Here is a 25,502-nt window from a genome sequence, read left to right as displayed (position 1 = left end):
ACTATTTTTTTCGATTACTGGTGATGATTTTATTGGTTAAGAATTCCCTAAACTCTGGCTGATAAATATCGCCCACGTTGAAATTAATTTTGTTGCTCAATGTGATTTTATTGCTTTCTATATGCTGAATTTGGCCTACTGCAATGATGTAACCTCGGTGCAATTGGATAAATCTACCATCTAAATCGAGCTGTTCTCTAACATCTTTTAGGCTTAGGTATGCAATAATTGTTTTTTTTGTGGTGTGTATTTTTACGTAGTTGTGAAAACTTTCGAAAGCTACAATTTCATCATACCTTACCAATACGGTTTTATGTTCTTCTTCTTTGTTTTTGACAAGGAAATACTCGTCTTTTTTGCCATTTTCTTTGAAAGCAGGCGTTTCGGTAACATCATTGAAGAGGCGATTAGTGGTGAGCAAAAATTTGGCATAGCTATATGGTTTTAATAAATAGGCATCCGCTTCTGCTTCAAATGCTTCAAATGCATACTCTTGATGTGATGTTGTAAAAATAAGTTTCTTAGTTTTTGCCCTAATTGCCTTTGCCAGCTCTAAGCCCGAAATGTGAGGCATGTTAATGTCAACAAAGATGAGTTCTACATTGGGATTTTTTGGAATCTCATTCAAAGCGATTAGCGGGTTGGTGTAGCTCGCAATTAAGTTGAGATGAGGTGTATCTGAAATGTACTGCTCTAATCCACTTAGTGAATCCTGTTGGTCATCTATTGCAATACACTTGATCATCCTTGTTAAATTTGGTTTTCCGCAAATTCAAAACTACATTTTTCAACTTAAAAAGTAGTTATTAGAACGGAAATCTTACAAAGTTGATATAATTTTTAGTGTATTTATTTTGCGTGATAATATAGATTTTTCAAGTTAAAGTTTAACTACCGCGAATTTATAGTTCGGCTATTGGCATTTGATCAATCTTTTAAAAATTCATCAATTAAACTCGCTGTTATTGCGGTTGCTTTATCACCCTCCTTTGCGCTACATACTTCTCCAATGAATGAGCCATGCGTGCCTGGTAGTATGGCCAGCTGTGCATTTTGAATGAATTTGGAAATTTTGATGGTATGCTCAGGGGTAACTACATCATGATCTGCAACCATAATTAATGCGGGGGCTTTTATGTTTTTAAGATCATCATCCTGATAATCTTTAAAGTTGATCATTCTGCTTTTGTCTTTATTAAACATATTTATTAAGCCATCTTGGCTTGGATTTACTTTTAAATATGCCGTTTTCAAAGCTTCTGGCATATTATCTATAGTTGCCTGTTCCATGCCATCAAAAAAGCCTGTAATCATGCCCTCTCTTTTGTATGTGCCAGAAATTACGACAATTTTATTTAACAGCTTGGGATACTTAATGGCAAGTTGCAATGTTGTTGTGCCACCATTACTAAATCCCAACACGTTTGCTTTTTCTATATTTAGATGTTTGAGTAAACCAGCAACATCCATTGCGTCTTGCTCAAAGGTTTCTGGAGCATTACGATCGTTGGTGCGGCCATGTGCCTGCAGTTCGACAGCGATAATTTTGCCTGACAACAGCGGTATTAGGTTAGAAAAAGATGATTCTATTGTAGAGCCACCCCCATGAATGAGAACCAAAGGAATATCGCCTTTACCATAAATTTCATAATACATTTTTATGCCATTCACTGGAGCATAGCCTGAAGTTTTATGTGATTCAGTTATTTTATTCTGTTGCGCATTTGCCGATACGGACCATGCAATAAGAAGTGAGTCTATTAACATAAAAATAATCAAGTTATGGATAAATTTCTTCATCATATGTTTTCACTATAGAATTATACGTAAATATACATTCAATATTTGTAAACGACTACGGCGTAAAAAGGACAATTAAAGGGGGCTTTTAGGTATATCTGCTTAAATATGAATCGACGAAATGCGCGTTTCCTTTGTGTTTTGTGAATCGATACTTCGTATAGGCTTTACAAATTAATTGATAGAAATTGCCTAGGTGAGTGAAAATTCTGTTATAAAAATCAAGCAAAGCTTTTTTGTATAGTATCCGTTACAATTTCTATTTTTTTAGATTATTTGGTTAAATTAGGGTATCCAAAACCTAAAAGCTTATGGAAAACCTAAAAGAATCTCCTAAAATTTACGCATTTCTTAATCGAGTTCGTTCGGAATGGCCTGGCGTTGTTGAACGCTTCGAGTTTAAAACGGGCAGTGTAATTTACATCCACTTAAAGGAAGGCATTTCCAGTATGGATTTTCTGGGCAAGCTTTCTCGAAAAATAGAAACACTTGTTGATTTTAAGGCTCCGATTATTCTATACCATATCGAAAGTGATGGAATGAATTTAAGATCGCATCCGATTAACTGGTATTCTGAGATTAATCAGAATGTTGCTGAGCCTGTAAATTCTTAGGGGATTAAGATGTTTTGTCGCTTTAGCGCATTTTATGCTGTCATTAGCCGTTGAGGAAAGGCGCTAAACTTCTTTTGATAAATTATTTTGAATTTACGGCTGGGCGTTCTAAAGAAAAGGTGAGAAAGAAAATTTTGCCTGAATCTATTGAGATTTTGAACAGCTTGCCCGATGTGGCATTTAAAATTTCAATACCAATAATATGTCCATCTATGGCTTTTCCATCTGTAATCTGATATCCGATTTGTAAATTTTCTAAGATTTCAAGGCTAGTTTCTTCATTTAAAACAATTGGCATTCCCTTATTTTTGATTATTTAAAATTAACAAAGCATGTGGTAACTTTGTTTTAACCAGCACTTCACTTTAAAGTGTCATGTTTTGGCTTTAGTGGATCGAACCCGTAATTAAATCGTATCTTTAGCGAAAACGGTACAACTTTCATTTAACTTTTCTCGCCAAATTTCTTTGTTGGCCTTTCACTGTTGTTTATTGTTGGTTAATATTATTTCAAATGGCAGCTAATAGGAGTTGCTTAATTAATTTAGATGAAAAAAGAAGATGTGGCCCTACAGGCTAAAGTGTATTTGTATCACTTAAACAATGCAAATAAGGAAAACGGTATCAAAAAAGGGGAAGGCTGGAAATTTAGTCAGGTAACGGATGCTGGAAGATTGGCTATTGAGCACGATTATTATCCAACGGTATCTCACCAGATTGAACATAAAGAATTGCAAGATTTTGCTGATAACGTGATGTTGTATTTGAAAACCAACCATCCAGATATTCAAGTTCCAGATCCATCTATTCCCATAGAAAAAGACTCTGAATTTTTAATTGCCTACAGTCCATCCCGGATTCGTAGATAATGTTCAAATTAAAAGGGCATCAAATGTAATTCATTTTGATGCCCTTTTTTGTAGGTTATATTGATTAGATTTTCCTCACATTTCCAGATCCAATCACCGTTTTTTCTACTGTGGCGTTACCTGAGTAATTTACGTTGCCGGAGCCACTAATTACAGCTTTAATTTTTGAATCGGCTTTAATGTTTACGGTTCCTGAACCACTTACGGTTGTTGATAAATCATTTACAGTTAAACCTTTGCCAGAAAAGTTACCAGATCCACTAATCACCACTTTGGCATCATCTGCACTGCCATTAACCATTAAATTACCCGAACCACTAATTACACCGCTGAAATCATCAACATTTGCCGTGGCCTTTATATTTCCTGAGCCACTTAAGGTTGCTGCTAAACTTTTGGTGTTGATGTTTCCAATTACCGACATGCTGCCAGAACCACTCATGGTTAAGCTGCTAATGCTTTTTGCGGTAACGTATGCCGTAATTTTTTTGTTTTCATATTTTTTTTCCCAGCTCGTCCAACTATTTTGAGGACGGATAATCAACACGTTTCCCTTAACTTCAGTAATCAGCGTAGCAATTGCATCTGCATCGCCTTCAAAACGGCAGCTTTCTTTGCTTCCTATTGTAATCACTACGTTAAGGGGGCCGCCTGCAGCCACGCCGTTAAAGTTTTTTACATCCCGCTCCGTATCCGATTTTGAGGATGAGTTGATGTGGATTTGATCTTTTGCAATAACATTAATGGTTGCAGTTAAGGTTATTGCTGCAATTAAAATTGGAAATATTTTTTTCATCGTTAGGAATTTTAAAGCCTTCTAGTTTAATTTCTAAAAGGCGGATGACTATTTTTTACCAATAAGACGATGGTTTTATAAAAAAGTTGCATCGGCAAGTCAATCTTCCGAAAATAATTTTTACCTCCGTTATTCTGCTGGTTTTGCATCAACATAAAAAAGCGGGTTCACTTTAAAACGCTCCATGGTAACATCCGAACTCAGTTTGGTCGATTTCCATTGGTTTGTTGGATTGAGTAATGAGTAGGTGCCATTTTTTAGGGTTACTTGTATAGGCATATCAAAACCTTTAACATCTGTAACCCAGCGATAGGAAAGTGTACCATTTTTAATTTTATATTCAAACAATGGAATTTTGCTATGGCGCAAATACTGATCAAATACCTTATCCAACTTTAAGCCACTTTGCTTAGCGATGTAATTTTCTATTTCGGCCGTAGTTACGGTTTTATGGTAGAAGGTTTTGTTTAAACCGCGAAGAATTTGTCTGAATTTTTCGTCGTTATTAACTAACTGGCGGATGGTATGAATCAGGTTGGCACCCTTATAATACATATCTCCTGAGCCTTCCTTATTCACCCCATACGGACCAATAACCGGAACATCATTGGCGATATTTTTACGAATGCCGATAACGTATTCATTGCCTGCATCTTTACTTTCTGTACATTCAGTAAACAAGGTTTCCGAATAATCTGTAAAGCCCTCGTGTACCCACATATCGGCAATATCTTTTGAGGTGATGTTGTTGCCGAACCATTCGTGGCCACTCTCGTGAATGGTTATGAAATCCCATTTTAAGCCATGTCCTGTCCCACTTAAATCTCTACCCAAGTAGCCTTTTTTAAAACCATTGCCGTAAGCAACCGCACTTTGATGCTCCATGCCTAAATGCGGTGCTTGTACCAATTTATAACCATCTTTATAAAAGGGATAAGGGCCAAACCAATATTCGAAACATTTTAACATGGGTTTTACATCAGCATCCCAATGCGGACGAGCCTTGGCACTGTCTGTTTGTAAAGCCCAATAATCAATGCTCAGTTTCCCATTTTCTCCGGCGTAACTGTCTTCCCAATGTGAGTATTTGCCAATGTAAAAAGCAATATCATAGTTGTTAATTGGGTTGCTTACAAACCAATTGTATTTATTTGATCCATCTGGCTGCGGTTCAATACTTTTAAGCTTTCCGTTCGAAACATCTTGCAAGCCTTTTGGTGCCGTAATGCTAATCATCATGCTGTCCACCTCATCGCTTTGATGATCTTTATTTGGCCACCAAACACTGGCGCCAAGCCCTTGGCAGGCCACAGATGCCCAAGGGTTTCCAGCAGAATCCTTTCTAAAAATAAATCCGCCATCCCAAGGTGGGTTACGAGCTACATTGGGCTTTCCGGAATAGAAAACGGTGAATTTATCTTTAGTCCCTTTTTTTATTGCTTTTTGGAAGGTTACGAAAACCGCGTTATATTCTCTTGTGAAAGCTAGCTCAGCGCCTTTATACATCACTTTTTCAACTTTCAGATTTGAAAATAAATCGAATTGAAGTTTGGTGAAATCTTGAGTGGCGGTAAACACAAATTCATTACTTCCACTTACCGATTTTTCATCAATATCGATTTTCACATCCAAGTGATAATAATTAATATTGTAACAGGTTCTTAATGGCGTTAGGCTTCCACGTAAGCTATCGGCTTTTGAATTGATCTGATCTTTACCGAGCATTTGCGCATTTGATGTTGAAACACCGAGTGCAACTGCTAAAATTAAAATGAGTTTTTTCATTTGATTTTATTTTGCCACCTTATTATTTAAAATGAGGAGGAGGAATACGTGTATTTGTTGAAGAAAGTAAAGCCTCTTTGGTCTATGCCTTGTTTCGTGGCGATACCAAACAATAACAATATTTTTAGCGATGGTACGTGTTGACACGTACCATACTGATTGAAGTTAAAGGGTCAATTTCTGTACTGCAATTTTGTATTGCTGCTTTTGTTAGGGTGCAGAAACGCAGAATACATACAACAGGTCAGCCACCATCTGTTACTTTAAAACTGAAAGTGTAATGAATGAGCTATTGTTCACATCGTGATAAATTCTTTGCGTTGCTTTCTGGAAATCAGATTTTTCAGCTTGATAAATATCCATAAACTTTTGAGGGTTTCTATCCGCTAAAGGGAACCAAGAGTTTTGAATCTGAATCATGATTTTATGTCCTTTTTTAAAGGTATGTGCAACATCAGGCAGTGGATAATTCACTTTCGTTACCACGCCCGGAACAAATGGTTCAGGTTTTTCGAAGCTGTTGCGATACTTACCTCGCATGATTTCGCCACGCACCAACATTTCGTAGCCACCCATAAGCAAGTTTTTAGGGTTAGGCGATGGGTTAGGCGCATCTTCTGGATAAACATCAATCAATTTTACCACATAATCTGCATCCGTACCGCTAGTAGATACCACTAGGTTGGCTAAAACTGGGCCGGTGATGGTAATGTCTTCCGTTAAAACGTCAGTTTGAAAAGTTTTTACATCTGGACGGCGGGCAGCAAAACGCTGGTCATCAACCATATATTCGCGTGTGCGTTTTGCTTGGATTCCATCTTGGTAAGGTACAGGGTTATTCGGATCGCTCACATATTCATCCCAGCTGTCTGTTCTGCCAACTTTTTCAAAACTCAATTTTCCGTTGGGTTGCAGATATAGGTTTTTAGTTTCTGTATCTTTTGGTGGCCAGGTATCAAATTTTTTCCATTGGTTGCTACCCGTAACAAAGATGTTTGCTTCTGCAGCATCAAAATCTCCTTCACCTTTTAGGTAATGTTTAAAAAAAGGCAGTTCAAAGTGTTCTTGATAATAGGTGCTGGTTGGTTGGCCAAACTCTATATCTCCAAAGTTGCTGCCCGTACTTCTTACCCAACCACCATGATACCAAGGGCCTGCAACCAAAATGTTGTTTGCCGAAGGGTTTTGTTTCTCTATCGCTTTATAAGTGGCAAATGTTCCATAAGCATCTTCCGCATCAAAGAAGCCGCCAACAACCATAACGGCAGGTTTTACATTGGTTAAATGCGGTAAAATTAGGCGTGCTTTCCAAAAGGTATCCAAGTTTGGATGTGCAACTAAATCGTTCCAAAATTTAATGCTATCGCCTAAATATTTTTCTTTTAAATTTTTTAAGGAGCCTGCTTCTAAATAGAAACGGTAATTATCCTGGATGGGAAACTTGAAGCCTTTTGGCCCCTTATCTGGCGTAATCGGTTTTGGTCGAGGTACGCCGAAGCTGGTCATAAAACTAAATGCATCCATCACAAATAAAGTGCCTCGGTGATGAAAGTCATCGCCCAAATACCAATCGGTAACGGGTGCTTGTGGCGAAACAGCTTTAAGTGCAGGGTGGGCGTTAGGTAAAGAGGTTGTTGAATAAAAACCTGGATAAGAAATACCATAAATACCGGCGTTGCCATTGTTGTTTTTTATATTTTTTATCAACCAATCAATCGTATCGTAAGTATCGGTACTCTCATCAATGGATGTTTTAGTTTTTTTACCCACAAATTGCGGACGAACGTCATCAAAATTTCCTTCACTCATCCATTTTCCACGCACATCCTGATATACAAAAATATAGCCTTCGCGCATCATGGCTGGGAAATTTCCCAAACTGGTTTTATACTTATCCTCTCCGTAAGGCTGTACTGTGTATGGTGTGCGGTTAATTAAAAAAGGATATTTCTTGCTTTGGTTTTTTGGTATGTAAATAGATGTAAAGAGCTTAATGCCATCTCTCATAGGTATTTGGCGCTCAATTTTAGTATAGTTTTCCCTAACATAAGCAGAATCGGTTTGCTGAGCCAGTAATTCATTAGAAATGAATAGAGAAATTAAAAGGCATAAAAGTTTGTTGAGGTTCATTGGTTGTATTGATTTGAGAATAAAATTTAAATATAGAGATAAGGAAGTGATAACTGAAAAAACATCGGTAAAAGGTTTGTTAAGGATACGCTTCATCATCGTCATGCCTTTATCAAAATTTAGTTAAATAATGTTAAGCGATAATCTTTTGCAAGTTTTTGTCGTCATATACATAATCGATTTAAACACACGTAAATGAACAGGTTATTTAATAGAAGTTTGGTTGTTTTTGCTGTAGCAGCATTAGTGGCAACCCTAAATGTAGATAATGCCTTTGCACAAAGACCAAGCAGGGGCGGTGGTTCGGTAGGCGGCAGGTCTGGCGGAAATATCGGAGGTGGAAGACCAAGTGCAGTTTCACCCTCACGCGGTGGAGGTTCAATTTCAAGACAACCATCTATGCAAGCACCATCAAGAGGCGGAATACAAGGACCAAGTAGTGGAAGTTACAGACCGGGTCCTGGCATCAGTCGCCCAGGTGGCAGGCCCATTCGACCAAATTACGGATATAACAGATCAGGTTATCGCCCAGGTGGTTATTACAGACCAGGCTTTGGTTATCGTCCACGCTACGGTTATTACGGTTACCACAATTATTACAGACCATTTATCGGTTTCCGTTTAAATGTTTTGCCATATGGCTATTATCCATTTTATTTTGGTCCCACTCAATATTATTACTCTGGCGGTTTATTTTATCGTCAGTACGAAAATAATTATCAGGTTGTGGTTCCACCGGTTGGTGCAGAGGTGCCGAATTTACCATCTGATGCGAGTTTAGTAACCATAGATGGGGTAGATTATTATGAATACAAAGGTGTTTACTATACGCAAAGTACCAATGCCGATGGCAAAACAATTTATGTAGTTGCGGGGAAAGATGGGGTGTTAAACACGACAGATGGTCCGGTAGATACGCATCAAATTGGTGATGTTATCCCGCAATTGCCAGAAGGTTGCAGAGAAGTAACCATTAAAAACGATAAATACTTTGTTTCGCCTGATGATGTTTACTACGAAGAAGTAATCGAGGGAAACACAATCAGTTATAGAGTTATCGGAAAGCTTTTTTAATTTAGATGGTAATTATAATTTCAAACCGCTTCGATTTAATATTGAAGCAGTTTTTTATTTCACCGAATTGTATATTTTTACAAAAAAAACCAACATAATTTGAAAAAAGCACTAGCCAAAATCTCCCTGCTATACTTTCCCATAATTATTTTTCTTGCCTCCTGTTCTACCAACAAAGTCGCTATAAAAACACCAGAAACCACCGTTTCTTCCATCAAGTTTTTAAGCGCCTATGTGATGCCCCAAAGCATGAGTTATCGAAATACATTAGTCGGGGGTTTATCCGGAATTGATTATGATGCAAAAAGCAAACAGTACTACCTCATTAGCGATGACCCTTCGCAATATAGTCCAGCCCGGGTTTATACTGCAAAAATCAATATAATAGAAAATAAAATAGATACCATCGAATTCACGGGCGTTAAATTTATTTTGCAGCAAAATGGATCACAATATCCGAAATATGAGTATGGCAAAAACTCAAAAGCCGATGGAGAATCGGTAAGATTTGATCCTCTACGCAACAGATTGGTTTGGAGCAATGAAGGAGAGCGATTGTTCCGCCCAACTGATACCACCATGGTTCAACCCGCATTAACTTTTATCAGTAACGAAGGCAAATTTTTAGATACCGTTGCACTGCCGAAAGGTTTTGAAATTACCAAACAAGCATTTGGCGTGCGCAAAAACGCTTTTTTTGAAGGGGTAAGCTATGCCGATAATTATAAAACACTTTACGCAAGTTTAGAAGAACCGCTTTATCAAGATGGCAGGCAGGCCGCTTTCGGATACGATAAAGCACTAACCCGCATTTTAAAATTCGACGTAGCCAGTAAAAGAAACACCGCACAATATGCCTATAATTTGGGTGAATTGCCTGTGCTGCCTACGGTAGAAAGCGATTGGAACCTCAATGGAATTTCCGAGATTTTGGCTGTCAACAGCCACACTCTATTGGTAATGGAGCGCGCTTGGGCAAAAGGACGTGATGACCATACTTTTATAAAGTTGTATTTGGTCGATTTATATGGCGCAGAAAACGAGCTCAATAATCAATCCTTTGTTAAAAATCCTCCTAAGCCATTAATGAAAAAGTTGCTTTTCGATTTCGATCAGCTAAACATGCACATCGATAATTTTGAAGGCATAACCTTCGGACCCAAAATGCCAAACGGACACGATACCTTGATTTTTTGCGTAGATAACAACTTTGCCAAAAATCAAACACAGCAATTCTTTCTGTTTGAAGTAGAGCCCTAATTAAATTGGTCAATAATTTTTATTATTTGGGAATTTTACGGCCTCGTGTCATATCGCAAGGTGCATCTGCCTTTTACCTTCAACCTTTTTTAGCTACCTTTGAATTATAAAAAATTGAAAAATATGCAATACGATGTCGTTGTTATCGGTTCAGGGCCGGGCGGTTATGTAGGCGCAATCCGTTGTGCTCAGTTAGGCTTGAAAACAGCTGTTATAGAAAAATATAAAACCTTTGGAGGTACTTGCTTAAATGTGGGTTGTATTCCATCAAAAGCATTGTTAGATTCATCAGAACACTATCACAATGCAGCCCATACTTTTACAACACACGGTATTGATTTAAAAGATCTTAAAGTTAATATGCCCCAAATGATCGCCCGTAAAGACGATGTTGTGGCACAAAATACGGCCGGCATTACCTATCTATTTAAGAAAAATAAAATCGATTCTTATGAAGGGCTTGGCTCATTCGTTGATAAAAATACCATTTTGGTTACCAAAACAGATGGTTCTACCGAAACCTTAACCGCAAAAAATGTAATCATTGCAACAGGTTCTAAACCAACTGCATTGCCATTTTTGCCAATAGATAAAAAAAGAATCATCACTTCAACTGAAGCTTTAAACATTAAAGAAGTTCCAAAATCGATGGTGGTAATCGGTGGTGGTGTAATTGGCTTGGAGTTGGGTTCTGTGTATGCCCGCTTAGGCACAAAAGTATCGGTGGTTGAGTTTTTGCCATCCATCATCAGCACCATGGATGCCAGTTTAGGTAAAGAGCTTCAACGCGTTTTGAAGAAAAACTTGGGTATGGAGTTTTACATGAACCATAAAGTTACAGGCGCTACCGTAAAAGGTAAAACCGTAACCGTAAAAGCAGATAACGCAAAAGGCGAATCCATTTCTTTAGATGCCGATTTTTGTATTGTTGCCGTAGGTAGAACAGCATACACCGAAGGTTTAGGCCTAGATAAAATCGGCATTACCGTTGAAGAAAGAGGTAAAAAGGTTCCAGTTAACGCACATTTAGAAACCGCAGTGCCAGGCGTTTACGCTATTGGCGATGTAGTTACAGGTGCAATGTTGGCTCACAAGGCAGAGGATGAAGGCACTTATGTAGCCGAAACCATTGCCGGACAAAAACCACACATCAATTATAACCTCATTCCAGGCGTGGTTTATACTTGGCCAGAAGTGGCATCAGTTGGTTTAACCGAAGAGCAGCTGAAAGAACAGGGAACAAAATATAAAGCAGGTTCATTCCCTTTCAAAGCCAGCGGACGTGCAAAAGCAAGCATGGATACCGATGGTTTCATCAAAGTTTTAGCCGATGCCACAACAGATGAAGTTTTAGGTGTACATATGATTGGCCCACGTGCCGCAGATATGATTGCCGAAGCCGTTATTGCTATGGAATTCAGAGCCTCGGCAGAAGACATTGCCCGTACTTGTCATGCCCACCCAACTTATACAGAGGCGTTTAAAGAAGCAGCATTAGCCGCGACAGACAATAGGGCTATCCATATTTAGGAAATAGTATCTTAATGTGTGCGTGTCAACCACAGATTAAAAATACCGAAAGCCGATAAGCAATTATCGGTTTTTTTTTGTCTAAAATTTGGGCATGCCCCAAGCTGCGCAAGGGTCGGGCTATGCGTTACAATCTTTTTTGAAGAAAAATCAAAAAAGGATTTCCACTGCTATCCCTCATGCAAAACCCAAAGCCTCAATCTTTAAGTCCAATACATTCCCCTTTCATCATCAATCTTTCAACTTTAGTCTTTGGTCTTTCAGCTTTAGTCTTTGGTCTTTCAACTTTAGTCTTTGGTCTTTCAACTTTAGTCTTTTTGGTCTTTCAACTTTAGTCTTTTTGGTCTTTCAGCTTCAGTCTTTCAGCTTTAGTCTTTGGTCTTTCAGCTTTTGTCAGGTTTAAAGAAATTTGGGCATGCCCCAAGCTGCGCAAGGGTCGGGCTATGCGTTACAATCTTTTTTGAAGAACAATCAAAAAAGGATTTCCACTGCTATCCCTCATGCAAAACCTAAAGCCTCAATCTTTAAGTCCAATACATTCCCCTTTCATCATCAATCTTTCAACTTTAGTCTTTGGTCTTTCAGCTTTTGTCTTTGGTCTTTCAACTTTAGTCTTTCACCTCTTCACCTTTCGTCATTGGTCTTTCAGCTTTAGCCTTTCTTTCGTCTTTCAGCTTTTGTCTTTGGTCATCGGTCTTTCAGCTTTAGTCTTTCACCTTTAGTCTTTATTCTTTCACCTTTCCTTAACAAAATGATAACAAACCAAGACTAAAAAACAGCGTTAGTCAAAATTATTTTTGCAATTCAGATAATAAATAAACCATGAACTGTAAAAAACTTTTCGTAGCCTTATTAGTGGCAACGATGGCTATAACTGCCTGTAAAAAAAATTTAGAACCAATTGAAGAAACAGAAACAATCGTTCCTGAAGATATCGCAAGTTTTAAAGAAACTGCAACAATTGATTTAGGAGGAGAAACATCAGCAGAGATTTCTGCTTATGATCCATCTACCAAAAAACTTTTTGTGGTAAGCAATGAAGGTGGTGCAAAAGTAGAGGTAGTAGATTTAACCCTTTATCCAATAGTTTCTAAGGTAAGAACATTAACCTATCCAAGTAATGCTGGCATTAACAGTGTTGCCGTAAGCAATGGTTTGTTGGCAATTGCATTGGATGGCGCAGATAAACAAGGAAATGGTGATGTGGTGGTTTTAAAGACATCAGATTTATCAGAAGTTAAAAAGATAACTGTAGGCGCAATGCCCGATATGGTTACGTTCAGTCCGGATGGAAATTACATCTTATCAGCAAACGAAGGCGAACCAAGCGATGATTATACGGTAGATCCAATTGGAACCGTTTCCATCATTAATGTAAAGAATAACTATACTGTCAAGACCTTAGATTTCGCTTCGTTTGAAACACAAAAATCAACCTTGTTGGCGGGAGGTTTCCGAATTTATGGTCCTAAAGCAAGTTTTGCGCAAGACATTGAGCCTGAATATATTGCGGTGAGTTCTGATTCTAAAAAAGCATACGTAACCTTGCAAGAGAACAATGGGGTTGCAGAGGTAGATATCGTATCAGGGAGCATAACTAAAATTACTCCTTTAGGCACTAGAGATATTAGTTTGGCAGAAAATCCTTTCGATGTAAGCGATAAGGATAGCAAAATTGCTTTAGCTAATTGGCCAATAAAAGCTTACTACCTTCCAGATGCCATCTCATATTTCAGCACGGGTGGCTCATCTTACCTAGCGCTTGCGAATGAGGGCGATACCAGGGCATGGAAAGGCTATGATGAAGAGGCAAGAGTTAAAAGTTTGAAGTTAGATCCAACCAAATTTCCAACTGCAGCAACCTTACAACTTGATGCGAATCTTGGTAGATTAACGGTAACAAAAGCTTTTGGCGATACCGACGGAGATGGCGACTACGATGAGCTTTATGCAACAGGTGGTAGAAGTTTAAGTATTTTGAACGCTAGCACAGGTGCATTGGTTGCCAACATTGGTAAAGATTTAGAGCAACATGTGATTGATGCTGTTAAATATGATGATGAACGTTCTGATAACAAAGGGGTGGAAGTTGAAGGTGTAACGGTTGCACAGGTGAATGGTAAAACATTGGCATTTATTGGTATGGAACGTGTAGATATGATTGCTGTATATGATGTAACGACGCCAGCAAGTCCAAAGTTTGTTCAATTATTCTCAACTGGCGATGCACCTGAGGGGGTGTTATTTGTAAAACCAAAAGACAGTCCGAATGGTAGAAGCCTTGTAATCGTATCTAGCGAAGGCGATGGTACCGTAAAATTCTTTCAGCCCAATAAGCTATAAACCTAAAGCTTCTCTTTATAATTTATTACCCCCAAAAAGTTACACTTATTGGGGGTATTTTTATTCTATCTAAATGCTTAAACTTGTTTCCGTTTTTCAAATGATTTGAAGACCTTTGCCCAACCTATAAAAACGCTCATCATTTAATATTGCATTTTGGAAGAATTAGTAACAAACCAGGAAAAATCCAGTCAAGCAGAAATTAAGCCTGTTGTACCCAGTTCTCCAAACCGCATCCGCCTTGCAGTTTCTTTATTTTATTTTGGTCAAGGCATTGCTTTTGCCTCGTGGGCGAGCCGCATTCCAGATTTAAAGCACGCTTTAAATCTTTCGGATGGTGCTTTAGGCAGTATTTTGCTGGCCTTGCCACTCGGACAATTGGTTACGATGCCAATTTCAGGTCAGTTGGTAACCAAATACGGAAGTAAAAGAATTCTTACCATTACTGCACCTTTGTATGTTATTGCCTTAAGTAATTTGGGTTTGGCAAGCGCGCCTTGGCATTTGGCTGTATTCTTATTTCTTTTTGGCGTAATTGGCAACATGTGTAATATCGCCGTTAATACGCAAGGATCGGAAGCAGAAAAGTTGTTTGGCAGACCAATTATGACTTCTTTCCACGGTGCTTGGAGTATTGCAGGATTTACAGGAGCGTTGGTTGGCTTACTAATGGTAAATTTGCACGTCCTTCCGTATCATCACTTTTGGATTATTGTGGTGCTCATTTGGATAAATGTGCTCTTAAATCACAAACATCTCGTTCCAGGCAAAGGTGCTCCGAACCAACGTAAAACTAAGCTATTTACCATGCCAGAAGGCATATTGCTCCAACTCGGTATTATTGGTTTTTGCAGTATGGCAACGGAAGGAGCCATGTTCGATTGGAGTGGAGTTTACTTCAAGGATATTGTAAAGGCACCATCATCCTTAGTTATTCTGGGCTATGCATCCTTTATGGTGATGATGGCTACAGGCCGATTTGTTGGTGATAAAATTATTGCCAAAATGGGTAGGAAAAGAACCATTCAAATTAGTGGATTAATAATTTCAACCGGTATGTTTCTGTCGGTTTTCTTTCCTTTTCTTGTCACGGCAACAATTGGTTTTATGTTGGTTGGTATTGGCGTTTCTAGTATCGTTCCAACGGTTTATAGCGTTGCAGGTAAAAACGGAAAGGTGGCACCCGGCATTGCCATTGCCATTGTATCAAGCGTAAGTTATTTCGGTTTTTTAATGGGGCCACCATTAATTGGCTATATTTCTCAACTGTCAAGCTTACGGTATTCTTACGCCGTTATTGGTTGCTTTGGTTTGCTAGTCAGCTTTCTTGTCACTAAAATTAGTGCTGTAGATTGAGATTGTATAAAGCTAAGGCTTCTTAATCAGTCCAAATTCCTTTAATGCGGCAACGGCGAGTTCTATTAAACGCAAATGTTCTTCTATGTGCCCATGCTGAACTTCAACGTTAATGTATGGGATATTGTTCTGCATGGCATAAACAGATAAAGATCCATCATTATCGGCGAATTTAGATTGAAGGATTACGTTTACATTGGCTTTTTTCAAACTGGAAAACAGCTTAGGCTCGGTTACATACAATAAATCATCACCATCCATTTCGAAATTAATATATACGGAATCGGCAGTGCTGGCTAAATCATAGCCCGGCAGATAAGAGGAGATTCCGAAGCCACCATCGGCATTGTTGTGTAAGGTTAAAATGTAGCCCGTAGCTTTCGGATCGTAAAAATCAACAATTTGCTTACCCGCTTTTAAAATGGACTGCTCCACTTCGCTCGAACTGTAAGCATCTTTTTTCAAGCGGGTGTTTACGCCCACGCTCGTGTAAATGGCATTAGGATCAATTCTATAGGTATCATCCATGTAGCTGAAGTTGTAATCTCTCACACTTCCATACTGACTGTCAATAAGTTCTCCGCCACTCCATCGGATGTAATCGAAGCCTGCTTTTACGCCTGTATCCTCATTATCGTGTACAACCAGAAATTTTATCCCATTTGGTTTATAACTGTATTTAACCAGCGTAACATCTAAGTCGTAAATTTTGATGAAAGAAGAATCAGAAGTCATTGCATCAAAAACTGGAGGGTGTTGAGCAAATGTATTGAAGGCGAAAAGCGCGAGTATAACTTGAAAGACAACTTTAAACATATCAGATTATATACAATTATCAGAAAAATTTGTTTTCAAGCCCTCTATGGTTTTGAACATCAGCGGTTTCCAAAAAGCCAATTACAAAAAAAAGCTGCCCTTGGGTAAAGGCAGCTTGGTGTTGATTGTTAATCTGGATGTTATGTTAATGCTTTACGTCTACATCATATTCGAGAACATCCTTATGGTCGTATGGTTCTTCCATCAACTCATCAATGGTTTTGCCTTTTTTGTTTAAGCCTAAACGTTCTAACATTCTATCGAACATTAAATACACCACAGGCACCACAATCAAGGTTAAGAATAATGAGCTGGTTAAACCACCCACAATTACCCATGCCAGTCCATTTTTCCACTCTGCACCTGCACCACTTGCGAGTGCGATAGGAAGCATACCGAATACCATGGCAATGGTGGTCATCAAAATTGGTCGTAAACGAGCATGGTTAGCCAACACAAGTGCTTCTTTGGTTTCTTTACCCTCTGCTTTTAAGTGGTTGGTAAAATCGACCAATATAATGGCGTTTTTGGCAACCAAACCCATAAGCATGATCAAACCTAAAATGGTAAAAATACCGATGGAGTTGTTGGTTAATGCCAATGCGAGTAAGGCACCAATTACAGCCAATGGTAGGGAGAACATCACCACCAGTGGATAGATGAAACTGTCATAAAGGGCAACCATAATTAGGTAAACTAAAATAATTGAAGCCAATAGCGCAATCCCTAAAGTACCGAAACCTTCAGATTGATTTTCTTGATCTCCAGCCCACGAGTAGCTTACGCCAACAGGCGCTTTTAACTTACCATCTTTCTGCATATCTTCCAGTTTCTGTTGGAATTCTGCCACAACAGTACCCGTAGGCCTACCGATTGATTGTGCCTTAACTGAAACTGAAGTAGATTTATTTAAACGTTCTAACTGACTTGGCCCAGAACCTTCAGTGATGGTTGCAAACTGAGATAACTTAATTTGTGCGCCAGAATTATTTACAAATACAAGGTTCCGAACATCATCAATATTTTGTCTGTTAAAGTTTTGATATTGAATGTTGATATCGTATTCATATTCGCCTTTTCTATATTTACCATCGGTGTTACCAGCAAATGCGGTTTGCATGGTAGAACCAACAGTTTGTAGCGTTAAACCAACTGCCGACATTTTATCGCGATCTACCTGAACATTAATTTCTGGCGTTCCTTTTTCAACTGATAACTTTATTTCCGTTGCACCAGGAATAGAGGCGAGCACTTTTTGAGCACCCTCTGCATATTTCAAGGCACTATCTAAATCAGAACCCATTACAACCAATTGGATAGGTGCATTTTCTGCAATACCCAAAATACTAATTGGAACCGTTTTTACTTTCGCTCCAACCAATTCTTTGGCCAATGCCCTACTCATTTTTGTTGCGAATACATCAGATGACATGCCTTCGCGTTGATCGCGTTCAACTAACTTTACGTTAATCTCTGATTTGTAAGCCGTTGCTTGTGTACCACCAAAATCACCAGTAGATTGTCCTACCGTAGTAATGAGCTGAGTTATTTCTGGTTGTTTATCTAAATAAGCTTCTGCTTTTTGAGTTAAGAAGTTGGTTTGTTCTAATGAAGCATCTTTTGGTAACTCTAACTGAACCAAGAATTCTCCTTTATCTGATTTAGGGAAAAACTCTGAACCGATGAAGCCTGCGCCCAATAATCCGCATGAACCCAAGAACATTACAAAAACGATAATCAATGTAAGTGCTTTATGGTTAAGAGACCAAGTTAAGATGCTGGTAATCCAAAGGGTAAATTTCTTTAACTGTTTTTCGAACCAAAGGATAAATCGCCCAAACATATTCTTTCCTTCAATATGTTCTAATTTACCGAAACGAGAGAAAATAAGTGGTACAATGGTGAATGAAGCCAACAATGAAAGTAAGGTTGCAATAATAACCACAATACAGAACTGACGTAGGATGTTGGATACCAAGCCTGTACTTACGGCAATTGGGAAGAACACCACCACGATAACGAAGGTGATGGATACTACCGTAAAACCAATTTCTCTTGTCGCATCGGATGCTGCTCTAACTTTGTTTTTACCCATCTCCATGTGTCGCTGGATATTTTCCAATACCACAATTGCATCATCCACAAGAATACCCACAACAAGCGATAATCCTAGCAAAGACATCAAGTTTAATGTAAAGCCGAATAAGCTAATGCCGATAAATGTAGCAATTAATGAAACCGGAATAGATACCATTACAATTAACGCATTACGCAAACTGTGCAAGAAGAAAAGCATTACAAATGCCACCAAAATAACCGCTAAAATTAAATCGTGTATTACGGCATCGGCAGATTCTAAGGTAAAAATTGAACTATCGTTAACGATTCTAATATCCAATTTGTTGGATGCATATTCCAGCTTAAGCTTATCGATAATGGCATGTACACCTTTACTTACTTCTACGGCGTTGGCATCACTTTGTTTGATAATTTGAATGGCGATGGAAGCTTTACGATCGATACGGGCCAATTTTTCCGTTTCTTTTTGCGAATCTTGAACATCGGCTACATCACCCAAACGAATTTGAGCACCATCTTTTGAAGTGGTTAAAACTAAGTTTCTTAACTCTTCCATACTTCTGTACTTACCCGATAAACGAATCAGTACATCTTGGTTTTGTGTTTTAACGCTACCCGTAGGGAAATCCAAATTGGAGCTCAAAATTAATTGCTGAACCTGGGGAACAGAAAGATTGTAGCCTTGTAATTTATTGGCATCTAACGAAACTTGAATTTCACGTTCAGAACCACCTACTAAATTTACTTGAGCAATACCACTTACCCTTGAAATTACGGGTGCAATACGTTTATCAATTAAATCATAAAATGTAATATCATCCATGTTTGCTGATGCAGACATCGTGATTACCGGTAAATCATCCAAAGAGAATTTACTTAATGATGGTGTTTTTACATCTTCTGGTAACTCAGAAAGAATGGCGTTAACCTTACGTTGCGCATCGTTTAATGAAATGTCGATGTTGGCCTTATCGGTTAAGGTGATGGTAACGGTAGATAAACTCTCAAAAGAAACAGAGTTTATTTTCTTGATGTTTTCCATCGATGATACCGCATCTTCAATTTTCTTAGTTACGGTGTTTTCAACCTCATTTGGTGATGCACCAGGATAGATGGTTGAAATAGATACTACGTTGTTCGAGAATTTTGGAAGTAATTCATAGCCCAACGAAAAGTAACTTAATAGCCCAAGTAGGGTAAGTGCGGTGAAAACCACAATTACCAGCGAGGGCCTTTTTATAGATATGTCTGTTATCTTCATTTTCTTTTTTTATTGCGAATAGCGATTCGGCTATTGCGTTTTTGACTCACGACTATAAACTCCGAATTACTTAACTATGCTAACGGCAGTACCGTCAGTTAAGTTAATTTGTCCGCTTGTAATTACCGTTTCACCTTCTTTCAAACCATCCAAAATCTCCACATTATCACCCAAAATACGGCCAGTAACTACCGAGCGAATTTTTGAGGTGTTGTTTGATTGATCTAAAACGAACACTTGATTGCTGCTTACACTACCCACAAAAGATGTACGTGGAATAAGAATACTTGGCGCCTGCTTAGGGAAGTTGAACACCGCTGTGCCATACATCCCTGCTCTTAAACTATTTTTGGCATTGTTCGAAACCTCAATCTCTACCGGGAAGTTTAAAGTAGCATCAGCTTTAGCCGCAATAAATGTTACTTTACCCGAGAATTTCTCGTTAGGGAAAACGGTAGATTTAATGTTGATTTGATCGCCTACTTTAAGGCTTGCAACCTGCGATTCATTTACGTTTACCTTAAGTTTTAATTTCGAAACATCAACCAATTCAAATAATTGAGTACCCTGCGTATTCACAAAAGCCCCAACTTCAATGTATCTTTTGTTTACGATTCCATTAATTGGCGATTTGATATTTGCATCACTCACTCTTCTTTGCGAAGCCTGTAAGCGCAACTTTGCATTTCTGGTAGCCAATTTAGCTTGATCTAATTGTTGTTGAGTTACACCACCTGTTTCGTAAGAGCTTTGGTATCTAGCCTCATCTCTTTGTGCATTTTGATAGGCTGCTTGAGCAGTTTCTTTGTCTGTATTAATGATTTCTGCATCAACACGAGCTAAAACCTGACCTTTAGTTACGCGATCGCCTTCATCAACAAAGATGGCTTTAACCCGACCAGCGTTTTCTGAAAGGAAGTTAAGCTCTTTGTTGGGAATGAAGTTTCCATTTGCGCTAAAATCCAAATCCACCACTTTTTTCTCTACAGAAGCAACACGAACTGCAACTGCACCGCCACCTTTAGCAATGAAAGCAGTTTTCTCTTCGTTCTTCTTTTTATTGTTGCTTAAAACGTATGCAATTGCACCAAGTGCAACAACAACTACCACGATTATAATTATTACTCTTTTCATTTCTATTGTACTAGCGATTTAATATTTCCGTTTGATTTTATCAGTTGTATTTCGGCTATTTTGTAGTTTAATAAAGCCTGTGTATAGCTATTTTGTGCTTGCGTTAACGAATTTTCGGTATCTAACAAATCTGTTAAAGAAGCTAAGCCGTTGTTGTAATTGTTTTGTGTGCTCTTATAAATTTCTTGTGCCAACTCTGCATTTTTCTTTTGAGAATTGATGGTGTTTAAGTTATTCCTCAATTGAATTTTAGCATTCTCGTAGGCCAAGTTTAGTGAGTTTGTAGATTGTTTTCGATCTTCTTGAGCTTTTTTAATCTCAACCTCTGCCTGACGCACTTTTGAGCGGGTTAAGAACCCATTAAAGATAGGCACTCTTAAAGTTAATCCTATCGCTGATGCGCCATAACCAATTGCAGCTGCATTTGAGTTTAAGAAATCGAAGCCATCACTTTGGCTGGAGTAGGTATAATTTCCAGTTAATGCCAAACTTGGGTAGTACTCTGCAACATAAGCCTTTCGTTGTAGCGACAGGAGTTTATCTTGAGTATCCAATAATTTAACTTCAGTTCTGTTTGAAAAGTTAATGGATTCTGCAAACTCTGGAAGCTGAGTTACTTCAGTTAATTCTGTTTTTGGCAAAGAAATAGGCGTAGTAACGGGCATACCCATCGAAAACTTTAATTGATTTTCTAATTGCGTAATGGCATTTACTATTTGCTCTCGTTGTGTAGTCAAATTGGTAATGTTTACGTTAATCCGATCTACATCAATTTTCCTAGCCAAACCATTTTTGTATTGGTTAGAAACAATTTTCTCTACCACCTTTACATTTTTGATGTTGGTATCAATTACGTTTAATTGTTGTCTGTTAACCAAAACTTGGTAATAGTTATTTGCAACCAATTCAATAATCTGCTCCTCTGTAAGTTGAGAAGTAAGGTTGTAATACTCTTCACTAGATCTTGCAGCTTGCAAGCCTGTAAATACCTGTTGATTAAATAATTGCTGCGAAAGCTGAACACCTGCCGATGAATTCCAGTTTTGCCCCAACTTAATGGCCTGTGTTTGTCCGCCAAAGTTAGCCACCAACTGACCAATAATTGGATTGTAGGTTAATCCTGCTGTACCTGTAAGTTGTGGCAAAGCTTGTGCCCTAACTTCCTGAACCTTGTATCTTCCGCCTTCAATATCTAATTTCGATTTACGAACATTAGCATTGTTTTGGAGCGCATAGGTTAGCGCATCTTTTAAGGTAACCTGCTGCTGAGCAGATACCAGTTGTGGTAAAGCCATGCCGGTGATCAGGATAAGCATTAATTTTACCATTTTTACTCTAAGCATAATCTATTGTTTTTTTGTTTTTGGGTTTTTGTTTGTGTTGAGTAGCGAGTATTAAGTATCGAGTAGCAAGTATTAAGTATCAAGTATCGGGTGTCAAGTAGCAAGTATTGGGTATCAAGTAGCAAGTAATTAGTATTGGGTTATTGCTTTTTACTTTGGCCTTCACGTTTTAAGTTTTTAGCATTTTAATCCTTTAGCAAAAATTGTTGAAAGATCTTTTTGTTTTAAAGTCATTTTGTTTACGGTTTTTTTATCAGGCAATAAATCTTTTCCGAGCTCCATAATGCACATATTGGTTAATCCTAATAAGCTTTCTAAATATAGTTCGGCTACGTGTTGCATGTTTTCATGTTTGATTTCGCCCTTTTCTTGTGCTCTTGCAAATATTTGAGCATAGAATGTTTTTTCTGAATGTTTAAGCGAGGTAAGCTTTTTCTTCATGGCTCCATCACTAAAAATATCTGGTATCCCCTCCGAAATTCTTAGCATAAAATACTTCATAAAAAAAGTATTTCGAATGTCAATCGTTTGAAAAAGCACCGCTTCCAAAGGGGCGTCAGGATTGTATTTCTTTTTAAGCAAGTCGAAATATTCTGTAAATACCCTTTCTATAACCCCAACAATTAAACTTTTCTTGTCCGGAAAATAATAATAAAGAGAGGGTTTAGAAACCGAAAGGTCTTCGGCAATGTCGTTCATGGTAGTTTTACCAATCCCAAAGTGGCTAAAGCGTTTTATAGCACCATCAATAATCTGTTCTCTCTTTTTATCCGCTACAATCATTTTACTTTTCTACTTTCTGACTTTTTTAATATTTTAGTCAAAAATAGCGCTAAATATTTATTTTATTAATCAATCGATTGAAAATTGAAATAATCGTTACAATTTTATGACACTTTGACGGTTTCGCTTTGGTTTATATATCTTTATACCATTAATCATCTGCAAAGTGACTCTATTCATCAACCTTATAATTGTGCTGTTAACCATTGTATTAATGGAGTGTGTATCTTGGTTAATTCACAAGTATTTGTTTCACGGACCATTGTGGTTTTTACACAAAACCCACCATCAAAAGTCTGATTCGTTTTTTGAATGGAATGATGTATTTGCCTTCTTGTTCGCTGGGATTTCGGTGTATTTGATGTTTATTGATCGAGCAAACTTTGGGTATAAGTTTTTCATTGGCCTGGGCATTACCGTTTACGGAATGATTTATTTTATTGTTCACGATTGGTTTGTGCACCGCCGACTTAAAACTTTTAAAAGCAACAACACCTATTTGCAAGCTGTGCGCAAAGCGCACAAAATTCATCACAAAAATAGGGGCAAGGATAATGGGAGAGCTTTTGGGCTGCTATTTGTAAAGAAAAAGATTTTGAATTGACGTTGAGCGCAGGTAATTTATTTATCTGATTATGGATTGAGTTGTATTGTGAAAGGCTGGCCTGAACTTTCTGCGCATTTATATGTTAAATTATGATGAAGCAAATAATCCATTCAATCTTTTTGTGTTATTTAATTTTAATGTTTACCGCTTGCGGGAAGAAGACAGATCAAGACAGGGCTGAAGCACTTGTTGAATCCAAGTATGAAACTTCCAATCAGAAGATTGATTTTGAACAAGCACATTTGGATAGTCTATTTAGCATTACACCCAAAGCATACGCTGATAGTTTAAAAAAAGGTGAGGCGTTAGATTCGGTCTTGGCTCTCCTCGAAAGCCAAATTGAGCAGTTTACTCAAAAAGAATCGGATAGTGTTGGTGAAATTAGTGCCAAATTAACTCAAGATCGGTATCGTTTATTGGATTTCGCTAAACAAAAGCCACGATTTATAGGTTGGAAGCTTTCGGGAGTTCGGATAGTGGGTGTAAAATCAGAAATTTTGTCTTTTGATTTTGATGAAGCTATCACTCGAATTGTAGAATAATGAAAAGGTTTTGCATGGTGTCTGAAAACCCAACCCATAGGCTTTTTTGTTGGTTCATAGCCCTGAGCGTAGCGGCATCCCTGTAGCAAAGCGAAAGGATACAGCGAAGCGCAGGAACCGATTTTGATACTTGTACAGGCTTTGCGCTACCAAAATTTTTTAATGGAATGCAACCATTAGTACTCCACTTTTACCTTTTTAAACTCAAATTTCATTGCTCGGGCGAATTAGTTACTTTTGTGCCCACAATACAACATCAACATGCTTCAAATTCAAGAAAATATTTCGCTTAAACCTTATAACTCTTTCGGTATTGACGTTAATGCAAAGTTTTTTGTCGAGATTTTTAATGAAGTTGACTTAAAATCTTTGTTCGATACCGACGTGGTTGAGCACCAAAAGCTATTAATTGTAGGTGGCGGGAGCAATATTTTGTTTACCGAAGATTATGATGGCTTGGTGATTAAAATGAGCATTAAAGGTCTTGAATCGCAAATTGATGGGAATAAGGTGCTGGTAAAAGCTGGCGCAGGAGAGGTTTGGAACGATTTTGTTAATTATTGTGTGGTAAATGGTTTTGCGGGGGTAGAAAACCTGAGCCTGATACCCGGAACGGTGGGTGCATCGCCTATTCAAAACATAGGTGCTTACGGTGTTGAGCTCAAAGATGTGTTTGAAAGTTGTACGGCTTTCGAAATTAAAACGGGGAATATCAGGAACTTCACTTTTGTAGATTGCCATTTTGGTTACCGGGAAAGTATTTTTAAGGGCGCATTTAAAGGCCAATACATTATTACCTCGGTTACGTTTAAGTTAACCACTGAAGCCAATATCAATACATCATACGGCGCCATAGAGGCCGAACTGGAGAAAAGGGGAATAGCGAAGCCCAATATTGGTGATGTGTCTGCTGCGGTATCGCACATTCGGGTGAGTAAGTTGCCCGATCCATCAACAATTGGTAATGCGGGCAGCTTCTTTAAAAACCCAGTGATTGAAAAGCACGAGTTTGCCGATGTTGTTGCTAAACACCCCGATGTGGTACATTACCCAACAGCTGATGGTAAAATTAAACTTGCTGCGGGTTGGTTGATTGAGCAATGCGGCTGGAAGGGCAAAGTTGTTGGCGAAACCGGTACGTGGAAAAACCAAGCTTTGGTTTTAGTTAACCATGGCAAGGCAACTGGCACGGAGGTTTTTAAATTTTCTGCACAAATTATAGACAGTGTAAAGTCCACTTTTGGAGTCACATTGGAGCGAGAAGTAAATATTCTGTGACGTAAATACGCTCCTGCTTACTTCTACGCATTTGGCACGGTACGATTTTTTTTTGGTACTAAGTTTGTTTAAGTTTTGGCGTAAAAGAAAACAAATCATTTGT

21 protein-coding genes are annotated in these 25,502 nt (G+C 38.2%); 10 read left to right on the top strand and 11 right to left on the bottom strand.

The window, feature by feature from the left end; translation table 11 throughout:
* Position 1: 1 nt before the first annotated feature.
* Both DHW03_RS14145 and DHW03_RS14140 read right to left on the bottom strand, forming a co-directional pair.
* Positions 2 to 745 (bottom strand): LytR/AlgR family response regulator transcription factor, encoded by a 744-nt coding sequence (locus tag DHW03_RS14145; RefSeq protein WP_109926471.1) that lies wholly within the window; start codon positions 743 to 745, stop codon positions 2 to 4.
* 182 nt (positions 746 to 927) lie between these two features.
* Positions 928 to 1,803, bottom strand: coding sequence for an alpha/beta fold hydrolase (locus DHW03_RS14140; RefSeq protein ID WP_240618544.1), 876 nt, complete (start codon positions 1,801 to 1,803; stop codon positions 928 to 930).
* A 308-nt stretch (positions 1,804 to 2,111) separates the two neighbouring features.
* On the opposite strand from DHW03_RS14140, the gene DHW03_RS14135 reads away from it, so the two are divergent.
* Positions 2,112 to 2,414, top strand: coding sequence for a hypothetical protein (locus tag DHW03_RS14135; RefSeq protein ID WP_109926470.1), 303 nt, complete (start codon positions 2,112 to 2,114; stop codon positions 2,412 to 2,414).
* Positions 2,415 to 2,496: 82 nt separating this feature from the next.
* Here the strand turns inward: DHW03_RS14135 and DHW03_RS14130 are convergent, their stop codons facing one another.
* A complete protein-coding gene (locus tag DHW03_RS14130) occupies positions 2,497 to 2,712 on the bottom strand; it encodes a hypothetical protein (RefSeq protein WP_109926469.1) in 216 nt (71 codons plus the stop codon).
* Positions 2,713 to 2,961: 249 nt separating this feature from the next.
* Between DHW03_RS14130 and DHW03_RS14125 the strand changes: the two genes are divergently transcribed.
* Positions 2,962 to 3,282, top strand: coding sequence for a hypothetical protein (locus tag DHW03_RS14125; protein ID WP_109926468.1), 321 nt, complete (start codon positions 2,962 to 2,964; stop codon positions 3,280 to 3,282).
* Between the two features lie 64 nt (positions 3,283 to 3,346).
* Here DHW03_RS14125 and DHW03_RS14120 read toward each other — a convergent pair whose 3' ends face one another.
* The 3 genes from DHW03_RS14120 to DHW03_RS14110 all read right to left on the bottom strand — a co-directional run bounded on the left by DHW03_RS14120 (position 3,347) and on the right by DHW03_RS14110 (position 7,993).
* Complete coding sequence (locus DHW03_RS14120; RefSeq protein WP_109926467.1) at positions 3,347 to 4,078, bottom strand: head GIN domain-containing protein; 732 nt, start codon at positions 4,076 to 4,078, stop codon at positions 3,347 to 3,349.
* A gap of 129 nt (positions 4,079 to 4,207) precedes the next feature.
* A complete protein-coding gene (locus DHW03_RS14115; RefSeq protein WP_109926466.1) occupies positions 4,208 to 5,863 on the bottom strand; it encodes a M1 family metallopeptidase in 1,656 nt (551 codons plus the stop codon).
* 258 nt (positions 5,864 to 6,121) lie between these two features.
* Positions 6,122 to 7,993 carry a CocE/NonD family hydrolase gene (locus tag DHW03_RS14110; RefSeq protein ID WP_109926643.1) on the bottom strand — a complete coding sequence of 624 codons (1,872 nt, stop codon included), beginning with the start codon at positions 7,991 to 7,993 and terminating at the stop codon, positions 6,122 to 6,124.
* Between the two features lie 195 nt (positions 7,994 to 8,188).
* Between DHW03_RS14110 and DHW03_RS14105 the strand changes: the two genes are divergently transcribed.
* From DHW03_RS14105 to DHW03_RS14085, 5 genes are all read left to right on the top strand, one after another.
* Positions 8,189 to 9,067, top strand: a complete 879-nt coding sequence (locus DHW03_RS14105) for a DUF6515 family protein (protein WP_109926465.1) — start codon at positions 8,189 to 8,191, stop codon at positions 9,065 to 9,067.
* 99 nt (positions 9,068 to 9,166) lie between these two features.
* Positions 9,167 to 10,327 (top strand): esterase-like activity of phytase family protein, encoded by a 1,161-nt coding sequence (locus DHW03_RS14100; RefSeq protein WP_133248528.1) that lies wholly within the window; start codon positions 9,167 to 9,169, stop codon positions 10,325 to 10,327.
* 123 nt (positions 10,328 to 10,450) lie between these two features.
* Positions 10,451 to 11,857, top strand: coding sequence for a dihydrolipoyl dehydrogenase (gene lpdA / locus DHW03_RS14095; protein ID WP_109926463.1), 1,407 nt, complete (start codon positions 10,451 to 10,453; stop codon positions 11,855 to 11,857).
* An 822-nt stretch (positions 11,858 to 12,679) separates the two neighbouring features.
* Positions 12,680 to 14,200, top strand: coding sequence for a choice-of-anchor I family protein (locus DHW03_RS14090; protein WP_109926462.1), 1,521 nt, complete (start codon positions 12,680 to 12,682; stop codon positions 14,198 to 14,200).
* Positions 14,201 to 14,356: 156 nt separating this feature from the next.
* Complete coding sequence (locus DHW03_RS14085) at positions 14,357 to 15,556, top strand: MFS transporter (protein WP_109926461.1); 1,200 nt, start codon at positions 14,357 to 14,359, stop codon at positions 15,554 to 15,556.
* 12 nt (positions 15,557 to 15,568) lie between these two features.
* On the opposite strand, the gene DHW03_RS14080 is transcribed toward DHW03_RS14085, so the two are convergent.
* From DHW03_RS14080 to DHW03_RS14060, 5 genes are all read right to left on the bottom strand, one after another.
* Positions 15,569 to 16,372 carry a hypothetical protein gene (locus DHW03_RS14080; RefSeq protein WP_109926460.1) on the bottom strand — a complete coding sequence of 268 codons (804 nt, stop codon included), beginning with the start codon at positions 16,370 to 16,372 and terminating at the stop codon, positions 15,569 to 15,571.
* Between the two features lie 145 nt (positions 16,373 to 16,517).
* On the bottom strand, positions 16,518 to 19,712 hold the full coding sequence (locus tag DHW03_RS14075; protein WP_109926459.1) for an efflux RND transporter permease subunit: 3,195 nt from the start codon (positions 19,710 to 19,712) through the stop codon (positions 16,518 to 16,520).
* Between the two features lie 66 nt (positions 19,713 to 19,778).
* Positions 19,779 to 20,846 carry an efflux RND transporter periplasmic adaptor subunit gene (locus DHW03_RS14070; protein WP_109926458.1) on the bottom strand — a complete coding sequence of 356 codons (1,068 nt, stop codon included), beginning with the start codon at positions 20,844 to 20,846 and terminating at the stop codon, positions 19,779 to 19,781.
* A gap of 2 nt (positions 20,847 to 20,848) precedes the next feature.
* Complete coding sequence (locus DHW03_RS14065; protein WP_109926457.1) at positions 20,849 to 22,189, bottom strand: TolC family protein; 1,341 nt, start codon at positions 22,187 to 22,189, stop codon at positions 20,849 to 20,851.
* A 177-nt stretch (positions 22,190 to 22,366) separates the two neighbouring features.
* Positions 22,367 to 22,972 (bottom strand): TetR/AcrR family transcriptional regulator, encoded by a 606-nt coding sequence (locus DHW03_RS14060; protein ID WP_109926456.1) that lies wholly within the window; start codon positions 22,970 to 22,972, stop codon positions 22,367 to 22,369.
* Positions 22,973 to 23,138: 166 nt separating this feature from the next.
* Between DHW03_RS14060 and DHW03_RS14055 the strand changes: the two genes are divergently transcribed.
* From DHW03_RS14055 to murB, 3 genes are all read left to right on the top strand, one after another.
* Positions 23,139 to 23,576: a sterol desaturase family protein gene (locus DHW03_RS14055; RefSeq protein ID WP_262503182.1), complete on the top strand. Its 438-nt coding sequence runs from the start codon at positions 23,139 to 23,141 to the stop codon at positions 23,574 to 23,576.
* Between the two features lie 92 nt (positions 23,577 to 23,668).
* Positions 23,669 to 24,121 (top strand): hypothetical protein, encoded by a 453-nt coding sequence (locus tag DHW03_RS14050; RefSeq protein ID WP_133248527.1) that lies wholly within the window; start codon positions 23,669 to 23,671, stop codon positions 24,119 to 24,121.
* Positions 24,122 to 24,382: 261 nt separating this feature from the next.
* Positions 24,383 to 25,399, top strand: a complete 1,017-nt coding sequence (murB, locus tag DHW03_RS14045; RefSeq protein WP_109926453.1) for a UDP-N-acetylmuramate dehydrogenase — start codon at positions 24,383 to 24,385, stop codon at positions 25,397 to 25,399.
* Positions 25,400 to 25,502 lie beyond the last annotated feature (103 nt).

The organism is Pedobacter yonginensis (assembly GCF_003173595.1).
In the GTDB taxonomy this organism is placed as follows: Bacteria; Bacteroidota; Bacteroidia; order Sphingobacteriales; family Sphingobacteriaceae; genus Pedobacter; species Pedobacter yonginense.
This window is presented reverse-complemented; position numbering and strand designations above follow the sequence as displayed.